Here is a 13296-nt window from a genome sequence, read left to right as displayed (position 1 = left end):
CGAGCTCATACCGTGTTCACGGCAAAGCTCTGGAACGGGTACACCGTTCTCATTTTGTTTCAGAATCGCTAAGATCTGACTGTCTGTGTATCGTGATTTGCGCATAGAAAACTCCTTCGTTTTAGTTTAACGGAATTTTCTACTTATAACTGCTCCTATTTTCCGGGGGGATTACACTGCCAGTCGCATTAAACACTACTCCGCTGCTATTTTGTGTCAAAGCATCGATTGCGGATTGGTGATACTGGCTAATAGGGGCATGCTTGCTTACAACAATACCAATAATTTTATTGTCAGAGGCCCTGAATAATGCACCACCAGAATTTCCTGAGTTAAATGCACCATTAACTATCAGATGTTTTTTTATTCCGTTGGTCGTTTTGTGAGAGACAAAACCTGCCAAATAACCAACAGATAGCAATGGCGCCGGCCCATTATATCCGAGCGGGTAGCCCCAAGTTGTCACTGTTTCACCGACATTGAGACTAACATCCCTTGCGATCGTTAATCCCCCAGACTGTTTGATAGATGGCCTTAAAATTGCCAAATCGCGATCAGCGTCTATCCAGAATTGAGAAATCCGAATTTGTTCTCCAAAGGCAGATATCGCAATTATCTGGCTTTCTACGCAATCTCTTACGACGTGCTCATTGGTTACAATAAGACCGTTATCCAACAAAAAACCAGACCCCTTTGAGCCAGTGGCATAACAAACAATCATGTAGACGGTATTCACTGAAGAGCGACCGATCTCTCCTACAGCATCCAATGTCCATTGTGTTGATATCGGTATATCGTTCAAGTATTACTCCATTTCGTAAAAATCTGTAACAAGGACGCCCTTGGAGTCAAACCGAAGGCGCAATGTAAAGGGCGTCACTGTGCCTGTGTTACCTGTGCTGGTTAGGCATAATTAACTAGCGCCGTGTGTACATTTTGTTAAATGGTGGGCCGCGGTGCTCTTCTATGTACGACCTACGGACACAGCCAACTCCCGTGCCGTTTACCATCCCGAAACCTTTGTTTCTCCATCGCAACAACAATGACCATCTCGTCATACTAGGGAAAAGAGTTTGTGAGTGAACGAATGCTTCTTTATGGTCTTCATCGTCGGGGCTGTCGATAACCCGATATCGTTTGTGCTCACCTTCTACACCGTCTAGAACTGCATAGTGGAGAACATGCCTTTCATTTAGACGATTGCTTTTACATGCCTGAAAACCTTCACTCAATGCTTGGCCATCATATTCCTGACCGGGAAGTATATTTGCTCGACAGTTCAAGAATTGAAGTTGATTGAGAAAATGTATATCGCTTTCCCTTCCTATTACGATACCAGCACTCTTGGCGATAGAGTATACATTCGAGTCGTAAGCGATGAACATGTTGCTCCCACAAATGGGCAAAATTGCTAACGCCCCGCAGACTTTAGTCCGAATGTTGATCCGCGGAAGCGCCTATCAGATTGGAACCACCGATTTGTTAAGATCGGCAAGATCATCAGATGTAATGAAAGGTAAATCAGTTGTATTTTTGAGTAAATATACGCTCAGGTCATCAAATACTCCAATTTCGTCTGCAAAAGTATGCACTACCATTACCACCGCATATCGAATCTCTAGGTCGAAGGATGAATCCGCCCCAACCAGTTTTCCGAACCGCTTATTCATCTCAACCGCCCGTCTCGATGCAGGTTCTGTTCGAAGATATTGCTGCAACCAAAATCGCTTAAGAATTAATTGATAATCGTCCAATAGTCTTTTATGACTCCCCTCAAGGTGCCTGCATAGCTTTGCTCTGCGGACTGAATCGCAGCTTCTAACTTTTCGTCATCACCATAAAAGCAAGAGCCAGAGCACTGGTGTTTTACCGCAGCGCTGGCAACTAAATTTTCTCGATCAATATTGAACAATCGGATCGCTTTACCTGCTTCCTCTCGCGTAAATGGTCGGAGGTAGCATCTTGGCACAAAATGTTAGTTTTTATTGGTCGCCAAACGATCACCACAGTCCCATCGGGAAAATGCCTAACGCCGAGCTAGGGGACAGCGAACGCCTTAAGCTACTTGTTATGCGCCATGACTGCTACATTCGCACTCTGATTCCAAGACCTTTTTTAAGTCAGCAAGTGAGTAAGCAGACCCTGTAGTATCTTGACTATCCAAAGGAATTCGACCGCATTCTTTTCCGTCAGCAACTAGGACTAAATCACCTGTTCCAGCTTCGGTTATCCATTGACACTTCGCCATTCTATTTTCCTCTTGTGATTAAGTTGAGTTTATTGCTGCCATCTCTATGTTTGGCGCATAAAATTTGTATAATGTGTATGCTCAGTTTGTCACTCGTTGAATAAGTAGTTGCCGAGATCTAAAATACTGAGCTAAACAAGATTTAAGCCATGAAACGCTCTAAGTCTGCCATCTTAATATGAACATGCTCAATTTGATTTTAAAGGGCTCATAATATCAAACGTTAATTTTTTCATGTCATTGAGAGTAAATGAATTAAGTACACAAAACAATAACAAACGCGCAATATTGCAGAGATAAATTTGTCTTATATGGATGAAGCGTTAAGCCAACGTCACTTTATTACCTATATTGTAACTCACAGTTAACTGACGACAGATTAAAGTCATCAACGATCGTTTTCGCTTCTCCCCTAGCGAAATTATCAGCAACGTTAATGCTGTTGAATGAAAGACTATATCCAGCTGTACAACCATTTACGATTTCAACCCAGTGCTTGGGATTATGAGCGAACGCTGCAAGGCCTCGTGACCCACACCGAATGGAGTGACGTTGTTTGTCGTGCTGCTTTTTATACGGAACAGAACCTTGGCGGCTTGAATTCCCCTTTTATGCTGACGCGCATTCGCCAAGAGGTAGTGAATATAGCGAGCAATTACTTGATCAACCCTTTGCATGGTTACGAACGACAACCGATAACAACACCGACTATTGATGAACTGATGGAGCAAGACCGTCAGGAGTTGATTCGCCGCTGCGAAGCTTTGGGAATATGCGCGAGAGCACCGCAGGCTGAGTCGATAGGCAAAACGCATAATTAATTACATGGCGTGCAAATCCTCTGAACAGAGGAGATCAGAACATGTCATACCAACTCATAAAGCTTCAGGACGTCTCAAAACTTACCACGCTCAGCCGCTCAAGCATCTACCGATTGATTAAAGATGGAATGTTCCCTGCCCCAGTTAACTTAGGCTATCGCTCAGTCGCTTGGGTTGAGCGCGAGGTGATTGATTGGGTGGAATCGCGGCTGGCTGAGCGATTGGCACAATAGCAACTTAGTAAAAAATGTATTATGGTTTACCATAAATTAAGAACAAATTGATATTGGTGAAAAAACTAAATGACTAATGTGGATAAAGAAGCTATCGACAAGCAAATCAGTGAATATTCGAAGAAAATAGACTTTTTTACATCTGAATATACTGTTGAGATTTTGGCTCAAAAAGTAGCCAATGAAGATTACACCGTTCCGAACTATCAACGCGAGTTTACATGGGACAAAAATCGAAAATCGAAGTTTATTGAATCATTAATCATCGGGCTTCCTATTCCCTTTATTTTCTTCTGGCAAAATGATCAAACAGGTAAACTTGAAATAGTTGACGGTTCTCAGCGATTACGCACGCTTGAAGAATATTTAGGCAATCGACTAGAACTATCAGGTTTAGAAAGACTAGATTTGCTCAATGAAACCACATTTTTCAGTCTCCCTCTGTCTCGACAGCGAAAGATTCTCAATCGCTCGATTCGTGGAATAATCTTGTCGGAAACAACCGATATCGAATCTCGAATCGATTTATTTGAACGAATTAATACTGGGAGTAAAGTAGCCAATCCTGCTGAGGTGCGGCGCGGCGTACTCCAAGGTTCATTTATGAACTTTATAAACGGACTGGCGAATAATCCGCTATTGATCCAATTGGCTCCAGTGTCGTCTAAACAAAAGAAAGAACGTGAGCGTGAAGAGCTGATATCTCGTTTCTTTGCATACTCTGATGGCCTTGATGATTATAAAGATGATGTATCTGCATTTATTTTCCGATATATCAAAAAAATGAATAATTGCTTTGATCAGAACCCACAACTAATAAACCAATATAACGATAGATTTAACCGAATGCTGGAATTCGTTCGTGCTAACTTCCAATTCGGATTTAGAAAAACACCTAATAGCAAAACGAGCCCAAGAGCTCGGTTTGAATCCATCTCCATTGGTGTTCATAAAGCTCTAGAAGAGAACCCCAATTTGACTGTGAACCAAGCGTCCGTGAATCAAATGCTGGATAGTAGTGAGTTTAAAGCTGTAGTGAGATCTGATGGGGCCAATGCAATTAAAAACCTCAAGGCACGCATAAACTTTGTTGAAAATAAACTATTAGAGATGTAGCAGATGGAGCTTGTTAAAAATACATTTGACGATCGAGTCAGTGAAATTGAAACATTCTTTGAATTAGTGGCTAAATTAGAGGTTGCGACAGGTGAAGGTGCAGCAAACTTTCAAGTCTCGGGGCTGACATACAACATAAAACCTGAACAACAGAAGATAATGTATTCAAGTATTTATTTACTTCTTTATAACCTTGTTGAGTCAACGATATCAACTTTAATAGAAGCGGTCGAACGTCATTCTGTGTCGGGTATTAATAATGATTTAAAAAAATTAACAGTTCATATGCGTAGTCTTTACGTAAAGGCGATAACATGCCCATCCGAGCCCCTCAGTTACGAGAAAAGACTAGAAAAGGCACTTGAGTTATTTGAACAAGTATCAAAAATAAAGCCGGTAACGATGACAATCCCTCCGGGTGGAGGGGGAAATTGGGATACAACCGAGATAAAAAAATTCAGTAAAAGTCTTGGCATCGATTTGAAGCCAAGTCGCTCATTAAGCACTAAAGTAAACAAACCGTTCAAAAACGATAAAGGTCCGATTCGATTAGTTAAAGAACTTCGTAATAAGCTCGCACATGGTTCAATATCTTTTACTGAGTGCGGCAGTGATGTCGTATCAAGTGACTTCCGAGAGTTAATTGATATCGTTAAAGCCTATTTGACATTTGTTATTAATGAATATGAAAAGTTTTTAACCGAAAAACGGTTTATGGCTTCGTAACAATTAATTATCAAGGAGTGACCATATCAGATATCGCTATTTACTGCATCAACGATGACTTTACCTACTAACTCACCTAACAATACAGGAACTGCGTTCCCTATCATTCTAGCGATATGTCCTAGACCAATATTACTAGGATCAGAAAAAAATTGATAATTTTCGGGAAACGATTGAAGTAGAGCTGCTTCTCGCAAAGAAATTGCCCTATCCTGCTCTGGATGTCCAAAACGCCCATTCCCATACCCATTAAATTGAGTAGTAATAGTTGAAGATGGTTCGTCCCACTTCATCCGCCCGTAAACACCTAAGTAGGTCTCTCCAGATGATTTTTTATGGCACTCAGCCCTCAATTCTTCAGGCCAATCTAACCATGTTCCACCCGGCGCAGAGGCCTGAATCCGTCGTAAGTTTTGTTCTGATAACTTTGATGACCGATGTAATGGATCCGAAGTCAGAAACTCTCCCGCCTTGATTGATGGAAGATGTGAAATAACGTCTTTTACAGTCTTATACTGACTCTTCTTGTGACTTGGAGGAGGAATCACAACTTTATGATTCAATCCCGCGACCAAAACAAGTCTCTTTCGTGTCTGTGCCAACCCATAATCTGGACAATAAATTAATTTGTAATCTACAAAATAGTGTAATTTTTTGAGTCTTTTAACAAAATCTTTAAATACTTTTTGGTCTTCTAATCCAGGAACATTTTCCATCGTGACAAAGTCAGGCACCAAACTGGATACTAGGTGCTCAAAACTGGTCAACAAGTCCCAACGTTTATCACGTTCTGGTTTTTTCTTTTGAGTTGAGCGACTGTAAGTCGAAAATGGCTGACATGGAGCGCAACCAGCTAACACTGTGTATTGTTCGTGTCCTAAGTGAGTTCTTATTTCTCCTGGCTCAAGAACACTGACATCTTTCTCAATAAATTTAGCTCTATTGTTGAACTCAAAAGGAAACTTACATTGAAAATCGACATCAAATCCGGCAACAACATCTATCCCTGCGTTAATCATTCCGCGAGTGAGTCCACCTGCGCCACAAAATAGGTCTACCGCTCTTATGCTGTTGTTATTTATTGCTTTTTCTAGACTCATTATTATCTTCTATAAATTAAGATTGACCAATATTCAGAAATCAAATTGTTGTAATTAAACCGCCATTTTCAATTTAATTCCACAAGCAGCTAGTAATCTTTCTCTCATCAACTCTGCAATCGCTCGAAAAACAGGCACAACTACTGAATTACCAAATTGTTTATAAGCTTGCGTATCTGACACCGGAATCACAAACTCACTGCCTTTTGGTGCGCTAAACCCCATTAGTCGCGAGCACTCTAAAGGGGTTAATCGCCGGGGCCTGTTTTCCACGTTCTGCGGATCATCAAAAGGCTTACTCGGGTCAAAGCCTCGATCAATCAGAATTTCAGAACCATCCTTGTAATATCTTGCCGACAATGTACGCGCTCGATCATTAGGGCCAACTAAACCAAATCCGAAACCGTTACCTTTTTCTTGATGCTTCTTCGCATAGTTGAATAGGTACTCCCATAGGTTTGGCGTCAATATGTACTTATCATCAACCTCAGGTTCAAGAATATCCCCTAGCTTTGGTGCTGTGGCTTTCGATGGCTTTTTTAAATCTCTTAAGGTAAACCCTTGATGAATATTTAAATCTCGTCGAAAACCAACCAATACGATTCGCTCGCGATGTTGAGGAACCCAGTGCGCACCATCAATAATCCGTGGGTCGTTTGGACCTTCATGATCGGCATCTGCGACTTCATAGCCTAGCTCATCCAAAGCTTTCATGATCACTTTAAACGTTTTGCCTCGGTCGTGGCTTTTCAAGTTTTTAACGTTCTCTAACACGAAAGCCGGTGGACGCTTGGCCGCTATGATACGAGCAACATCGAAGAACAACGTACCTTGGGTGTCACATTCAAATCCATGCTTGACGCCTAAAGCGTTCTTCTTTGATACCCCAGCAATCGAAAACGGCTGGCATGGAAAACCTGCAAGGAGTACGTCATGGTCGGGAATGACTGAATCAATGTGCTCGTAAGCTTGCTCGTCTGACACTGACGGATCAGCGCTTAGCGTAACGTCCCGAATATCCTCATTGAAGCGATGATATTCATTGTCACAAGCATAGTTGGCCTTGTACGTACGCACCGCGAATTTATTCCACTCGCTAGTGAATACACATAACCCACCCTGCTCTTCGAAGCCTTTACGAATACCACCAATTCCAGCGAATAAATCAATAAACCGGAAATCACAATTCTCAGGTGTTACTTTCGGCTCTGGAAAAAGTTTCAGAAGGTGCAGGTACTCTGTGTGAGTCAAGCTCGGCGCGGCTTTACCTTTTACCCAACGATTGATTGTCTCACGAGTCCAACGATTATTGGGGAGCTGATTTAAATACTCAGCAAGGAACGTTTGATCGTATATTTCTAGTAACTTGGTAACGACTTCTAGATCAGCCATTTCGTTTCGTTGTTGTTCTTCTGTGTTCAAGCTCATCTGGTACACACTCGCTCCCTAGGACGTTCTTGTGATTCACGATCACACAATCGTTCCAATACGTCAACATAAAACTGATCATTTATACAGTGTATAATTAATCGTCAGTCTCGCCAGTTAAAAAGTGCTAGTTCTGAAAATGCGCACAATGTTAATAGCTATTCACTTAAACTTTACACATTGGTAATGTAGCTAGCTGGTGGCTAAAAATAGCGGATATCCCGTTGATGGAATTAACGAAGATTATTGAGCAGATGAAGCTCAGCGGAGCCAAACGGATTTTAATCAAGGCTCTAGCGAACAACGATAATTCGAAGAACCAAATCTACCTTGGCTCAGATTTCGAGGTTATTCGCGCGATCCCTTCCGGGGATGTTTATGCGGATGGCGTAAGTAAAAAAGGCCCCATATTCAAAACACCGTTGGATTTCTATTGGATAACGGCTAGCGGTGAAACGCAGAAAGCACAATACGCGCAAATCATCCTCTATCCAAAATACCCTGAAACCCGCATGTCGGGCTTTATGCGTGGTTGCGACCGGAATATTGCACCAAGCCATTTGATGCAGCCTCCGACACCGGAGCAACGGGCACAACGACAAGGCTCAAACCGATACCTAATACTTGGCGTAAACGAAAGCTCTATATGGGCTTTTTGCACAAGTTGGGACGACGAAATCCAACGAGAGGCCAAAGCACTGATTGAGAGCGGCCAAACGACGATTGTCGCCTCAATATTTCACGAATATAAAGTCGGCCAGCAATCGAGTGAAGAAAAGCTGTTACAGCGGCTGCGAGAAATCTACGAACTTGGCCCTATTGAATCTTGCCGACTCAACGCCAATGGTGAATTACTTCCATACAAAGCACAAAATGGTGCTGGCTATACGCTTGAAGCTCAATTCGGCATCACCCCAAACGGCTCACCAGATCCAGACTTTATGGATTGGGAAATTAAATCGCACTCAGGCGGCGCTGTTACGCTCATGACACCAGAACCTAATGTTGGCACCTACCTTGATGATTTAGAAGCGTTCTTACGCCAATACGGCACCCGTATTCAGCCTGAACGGCTAGATTTCGCAAGCCGTCATGATGTCGGCAAAAAAAATGCCAAAACCAGTCTAACCATGCGCCTTGAAGGATATGATCCCAAATCAGGTAAAGTGACCGATCCTGAAGGTGGCTTGATGTTGCGTGGTCCGGCCGGCGAGTTAGCCGCAGGTTGGAAGTTTGAGAAAATCATTCAGCATTGGAAGAACAAGCACTCGAATACCTGTTTTGTATCCTACTCCGCCATAAAAGAAGAACAGGTGCATTACCAATACGGACCCAAGATAACGCTTGGCAAAGGAACAAGCTTGGACAAGCTGCTCAGTGCGCTATACACCAGCACTATTTACTACGACCCAGGCGTGAATATGAAGTTGATCGATGGTCGGTGGAAGCCTAAAAAAAGGAACCAATTTAGGGTGGGTTGGAAGAATTTAGAATACCTTTATTTGACGTTATCAGAGCAGTACCTAAATAAAAATTAATCTTGGGGTAACCCTGAGTCTGACCAACCAACGAGTTCCTCGATAGCCTCGAAGACGAGTAGCCTGCCGCTGTTGCGGCAGGTTATCGCTAAGGCTAAGACCTGTTGCAGTAGCAACAGGCTACCAACAGAAATAAAAAAGCCGCTCAAGTGAGCGGCTTTTTTGTGGAATGTGGTGGAGCTGGGGGGATTTGAACCCCCGTCCGCAATACCTACATCCTCGGTCCTACATGCTTAGTCAGTCTTTTTATTAACCAGCATGACGCCGACTAACAGGCTTCAGCTACTGGCGAGTCCGATTAGATTTAACGCTTCAGCTCCGGACAAAGCCTCCACGCGAGTCTACTTTAGGTCGAGCCGTCCTGATCCAGTCTCGCAGACTAAGCGCTGGGGGACGGGCTAAGCGGGTTATTAAGCCGCTAAAGCGTAGTTGTCGTCGTTTGCAACTATAATGTTGAGGCTTTTTACGAGGCCAGCCTCACCTCGGCATGCACCTTGGGTTTCGTGTATCCCGTCGAATCCTAATCAGCCCCAAAGCAGCGCGAATTATAACGCGAAGCGCCTGATTTAGCTAGCACTTTCCTCGTTCTGTTCGCGCCATTTCCACTCATTTTCAAGGGTCGCTTTGGGTTGCAACATGGCAAAATCCAAGTCCTTGACCTGGTCTGGGTTTTTCACCCGCTCGGGGAAATCTGGATTCGCCAGCGCTTTTTTCCCTAAGGCCAGCAGCGCATTAGGATAGTGCGCAGCAACATGCTCGTAGTTCTTTTCGCTGATATTGCCGTTGACGATCAGTGCAATGTCACTGACCTCTTGTACCACTTCGGCCAAGGTTTTATCACTATCCTTGAGGTTTTTGCGCATCACGTCGGTGTCGGTGGTGTGAATATAGTCCACGCCCGCTTTTGCTAAATGGCTGACAATCTTTTCCCAATCTTCAGCCCCGCCGGGCCACTGATAATCGGGATCCGTCACCGTGATTTGGCCCAAACGAATACCGACAATAAAGTCATCATCTGCCGCCGACTTAGCCGCTTTCACCACCATTTCGACAAACTGCAGACGTTTCTCAATGCTCCCGCCCCATTTATCTTCACGTTGATTGAAATAATCACTGAGGAATTCGTTTAATAGGTAACCGTTGGCGGCGTGTAATTCCACGCCATCGAAGCCGGCTTCTTGGGCGCGATTCACTGCACCAATAAAGCCATTCATCACTATATCAAAATCGTGCTCTTCCATTTGCTTCGGTTCCGGCCAACCAGGAACATCACCGTACAGGCTTAGCGGTTCTCCTTTTGGCTTCACCGCACTTGGCGCAATTGGCGTGTCGGTAAATCGGTTGTACTGGAACTGTGAACCGGCATGCATTAACTGCAGGATCATTTTGCCACCCGCTTTGTGAACCCGTTCAACAATCTTCTTCCAACCATCGGTTTGCGGTGCATCGCTAATGCCAGGCTGATTTTCATAACCTTGGCTGGCTTCTTGGTCGGTATACGTTCCCTCGGTAATAATCAACGGGAAACCGCCCTTCGCAAAGCGTTCGTAGTAGTCACCCATTAATTCACTAGGCACGCCGTTAGCTTGCGCACTGGTCCGAGTCATCGGCGCAACTACAAAGCGGTTATCAAAATCGTGTCCTTTCAAATGAAAATCACTGAAGGCAGAGCTCATACAAATCCCCTATTCCTTTCGATTAATCCGATCGTTATGCGGGGTAATACGGCCACTTTAATCGATTCCGATCACCACTGCGGCTTTTTGTTTACGACCACCAAAGCCAAACGCCTTGTTGAAAGTCGCGTGTGGGACAGGCAGGTACTGCCGTTCAGACGGTGACTGCCAAGGTAAGGTATCTTGGTCAGGATCATTGATGTAGATAAATTCATCGTCTGCCGCACAGACTAATACCCAATGGGGCGCGCGCAAGTTATCAAATACATACGTCGAGATCAGCGCAATCACCAGCCGCCCCGCAGCCAGATCCTTGCGTAGCCGAGTGATATCGTAATCGCCAACCACGATGGGAACCTTGGCTTGCTGTAGCGCCTGAATGTCAGCTTCTTGAATCCGTGCCATCACTTGTTTTTTCTCTTCACTGCGCACGGAGTCTAACAACAACGGGCCTTTTTCACTGACCTGCACTCGCACCTGTAAACCACGCCTCAACGCGGCACGGGCGAGGCCGTGAGGACCACAACCGCCATGTCCAGAGGTCATATAGATGGTGGTTGCTTCACGCCAGATTTCAAGCTCATCGTGGTGCGGATCCAAGCTCGGCTTTCCAAAATGAGCCAGCGCCATCAGTAAGCTCGCTGGTCCGCAAGTAAAATCCGTAGACTGTGTTAAGTAAGGCACCATGCGTTCGCTATGGGGCACCACATCAGGACCACTTTCATAGCTCGGTAGAAGCTTTTGTAGAATCAATGCGTCGCTGTTGTCGTCGTAATACTCGTGGCGCATGTCAATGTCGGCAAAACCATGGCCATGATAGAGCGCCAACGCAGCTTGGTTATCCACTTGCACTTCTAAGCGCATAAATAAACTGTGATGCTGTTCCGCCGCATCTTCGGCAAAGTGCAGTAACTGTGTACCATAACCGCGGCGTCGATAATCAGGGTGCACCGCCATTGAATACAGCCGTGCCAACCGCGTGCCTTGACGGTAAAGCACAATGGCATAGCCAAGCACAGTATCATCAGTGCTTTGCAACACATAAAAGTCGCCGATTTGTTGGTCGATAAAACGTAAAAAGCTGCGCCGACTCAAACGGTCAGTGGTAAAACTGAGCTGTTCAATGGCCAGTAATTGTGTCACATGGTGGCGCTGAGCTCGCACTAAACGTGGTGCGGCAGCGCGGTGTTGCGGAGTTGACACCCGAGGTACTCACAAACAAGGGTTCTGAACGCGAAATGTAGCCGAGAAGTGCGATTCAAACAAGCATTATTATGCGATATCAGCGTACCTTTTGAGTGGGCTTCATGTTACACTAGCGCGCAATTTTTTCATGGCCTTTTGAGGAATTCTCGTGAGCGACCAAAAACCCTCCCTTAGCTACAAAGATGCTGGTGTCGATATCGACGCAGGTAACGCACTCGTTGACCGTATTAAAGGGGTCACCAAACGCACTCACCGACCTGAAGTGATGGGTAACATTGGTGGTTTCGGCGCACTCTGTGAGATTCCTGCAGGCTATGACCAACCGGTATTGGTTTCGGGCACTGACGGGGTCGGCACCAAACTGCGCTTAGCCATCGATTTGCAGCGCCACCAAGGCGTCGGCATCGACCTTGTTGCAATGTGTGTGAATGACCTGATCGTCCAAGGCGCCGAACCGTTGTTCTTCTTAGACTACTATGCCACGGGCAAACTGGACGTCGACGTTGCCGCAGATGTGGTTAACGGCATTGGTGAAGGTTGTGAACAATCCGGTTGCGCCCTTATTGGCGGTGAAACCGCAGAAATGCCTGGCATGTACGAAGACGGCGACTATGACTTAGCTGGTTTCTGTGTCGGTGTGGTGGAGAAAGCCAAAATTATCGACGGCAGCAAAGTGGCTGCTGGCGATGCACTGATTGCGCTTGGCTCGAGTGGTCCGCACTCAAACGGTTATTCATTAATCCGTAAAATTATTGAAGTCAGCGGCGCCGACTTGCAAGCGCAACTTGCTGGCAAACCGTTGGCCGATCACCTAATGGCACCGACTAAAATTTATGTGAAGTCGGTGCTTGAGCTACTCAAGCAAGTCGACGTACACGCGATCTCCCATATTACCGGCGGCGGCTTCTGGGAAAACATTCCACGCGTGTTGCCAGACAACGCGAAAGCGGTGATTGATGGCAATAGCTGGGACTGGCCAGTTATTTTTGATTGGTTGCAAGACAACGGTAACGTCACCACCAAAGAAATGTACCGCACCTTTAACTGTGGTGTTGGCTTGGTGATGGCGGTACCCGCTGGCGATGCTGACAAAGCGGTTGAGCTACTGAACGCCAGCGGCGAACACGCATGGCAAATTGGTACCATCGAAGAAAAAGCCGCGGGTGAAAGCGCCGTCGACATACGTGCCGACGAGACACGCTAA

At 45.1% G+C, this 13296-nt stretch carries 14 protein-coding genes and 1 other RNA gene; 6 read left to right on the top strand and 9 right to left on the bottom strand.

Annotated elements, in window-relative coordinates; genetic code table 11:
* The 4 genes from CWI84_RS10345 to CWI84_RS10330 all read right to left on the bottom strand — a co-directional run.
* Nucleotides 1-105: transposase (locus CWI84_RS10345; RefSeq protein WP_133307094.1), on the bottom strand; the 105-nt coding region annotated here is incomplete at its 3' end.
* A gap of 34 nt (nt 106-139) precedes the next feature.
* Complete coding sequence (locus CWI84_RS10340; protein WP_126842511.1) at nt 140-802, bottom strand: S1 family peptidase; 663 nt, start codon at nt 800-802, stop codon at nt 140-142.
* A gap of 658 nt (nt 803-1460) precedes the next feature.
* Nucleotides 1461-1754 (bottom strand): hypothetical protein, encoded by a 294-nt coding sequence (locus CWI84_RS10335; RefSeq protein WP_126842510.1) that lies wholly within the window; start codon nt 1752-1754, stop codon nt 1461-1463.
* On the bottom strand, nt 1736-1969 hold the full coding sequence (locus CWI84_RS10330; protein ID WP_126842509.1) for a DUF4238 domain-containing protein: 234 nt from the start codon (nt 1967-1969) through the stop codon (nt 1736-1738). Before CWI84_RS10330 ends, CWI84_RS10335 begins: the two co-directional genes overlap by 19 nt.
* Before the next feature lie 725 nt (nt 1970-2694).
* Here CWI84_RS10330 and CWI84_RS10325 point away from each other — a divergent pair.
* The 4 genes from CWI84_RS10325 (at nt 2695) to CWI84_RS10310 (ending at nt 5144) form a co-directional block, all read left to right on the top strand.
* Nucleotides 2695-3069 carry a hypothetical protein gene (locus CWI84_RS10325; RefSeq protein WP_126842508.1) on the top strand — a complete coding sequence of 125 codons (375 nt, stop codon included), beginning with the start codon at nt 2695-2697 and terminating at the stop codon, nt 3067-3069.
* Between the two features lie 41 nt (nt 3070-3110).
* Nucleotides 3111-3302: a helix-turn-helix transcriptional regulator gene (locus tag CWI84_RS10320; RefSeq protein WP_126842507.1), complete on the top strand. Its 192-nt coding sequence runs from the start codon at nt 3111-3113 to the stop codon at nt 3300-3302.
* A 69-nt stretch (nt 3303-3371) separates the two neighbouring features.
* A complete protein-coding gene (locus CWI84_RS10315) occupies nt 3372-4418 on the top strand; it encodes a DUF262 domain-containing protein (RefSeq protein WP_126842506.1) in 1047 nt (348 codons plus the stop codon).
* 3 nt (nt 4419-4421) lie between these two features.
* Entirely contained in the window at nt 4422-5144 is a 723-nt protein-coding gene (locus CWI84_RS10310; protein ID WP_126842505.1) for an MAE_28990/MAE_18760 family HEPN-like nuclease, read from the top strand.
* 26 nt (nt 5145-5170) lie between these two features.
* Here the strand turns inward: CWI84_RS10310 and CWI84_RS10305 are convergent, their stop codons facing one another.
* Nucleotides 5171-6244, bottom strand: a complete 1074-nt coding sequence (locus CWI84_RS10305; RefSeq protein ID WP_126842504.1) for a DNA cytosine methyltransferase — start codon at nt 6242-6244, stop codon at nt 5171-5173.
* Between the two features lie 54 nt (nt 6245-6298).
* Nucleotides 6299-7672, bottom strand: coding sequence for a DNA (cytosine-5-)-methyltransferase (gene dcm / locus CWI84_RS10300; protein WP_126842503.1), 1374 nt, complete (start codon nt 7670-7672; stop codon nt 6299-6301).
* Between the two features lie 227 nt (nt 7673-7899).
* On the opposite strand from dcm, the gene CWI84_RS10295 reads away from it, so the two are divergent.
* Nucleotides 7900-9210 (top strand): MvaI/BcnI family restriction endonuclease, encoded by a 1311-nt coding sequence (locus CWI84_RS10295; RefSeq protein ID WP_126842502.1) that lies wholly within the window; start codon nt 7900-7902, stop codon nt 9208-9210.
* A gap of 172 nt (nt 9211-9382) precedes the next feature.
* Here CWI84_RS10295 and ssrA read toward each other — a convergent pair.
* The 3 genes from ssrA to CWI84_RS10280 all read right to left on the bottom strand — a co-directional run bounded on the left by ssrA (nt 9383) and on the right by CWI84_RS10280 (nt 12089).
* Nucleotides 9383-9742, bottom strand: a transfer-messenger RNA (tmRNA) gene (gene ssrA, locus CWI84_RS10290).
* Between the two features lie 34 nt (nt 9743-9776).
* Nucleotides 9777-10886: an NADH:flavin oxidoreductase gene (locus CWI84_RS10285; RefSeq protein WP_126842501.1), complete on the bottom strand. Its 1110-nt coding sequence runs from the start codon at nt 10884-10886 to the stop codon at nt 9777-9779.
* A 57-nt stretch (nt 10887-10943) separates the two neighbouring features.
* Nucleotides 10944-12089: a peptidase C39 family protein gene (locus CWI84_RS10280; protein WP_198674513.1), complete on the bottom strand. Its 1146-nt coding sequence runs from the start codon at nt 12087-12089 to the stop codon at nt 10944-10946.
* A gap of 151 nt (nt 12090-12240) precedes the next feature.
* Here CWI84_RS10280 and purM point away from each other — a divergent pair, with 151 nt between their 5' ends.
* Entirely contained in the window at nt 12241-13296 is a 1056-nt protein-coding gene (gene purM, locus CWI84_RS10275; protein ID WP_126842500.1) for a phosphoribosylformylglycinamidine cyclo-ligase, read from the top strand.

Source organism: Idiomarina tyrosinivorans, from assembly GCF_003987475.1.
Lineage (GTDB): Bacteria > Pseudomonadota > Gammaproteobacteria > Enterobacterales > Alteromonadaceae > Idiomarina > Idiomarina tyrosinivorans.
This window is presented reverse-complemented; position numbering and strand designations above follow the sequence as displayed.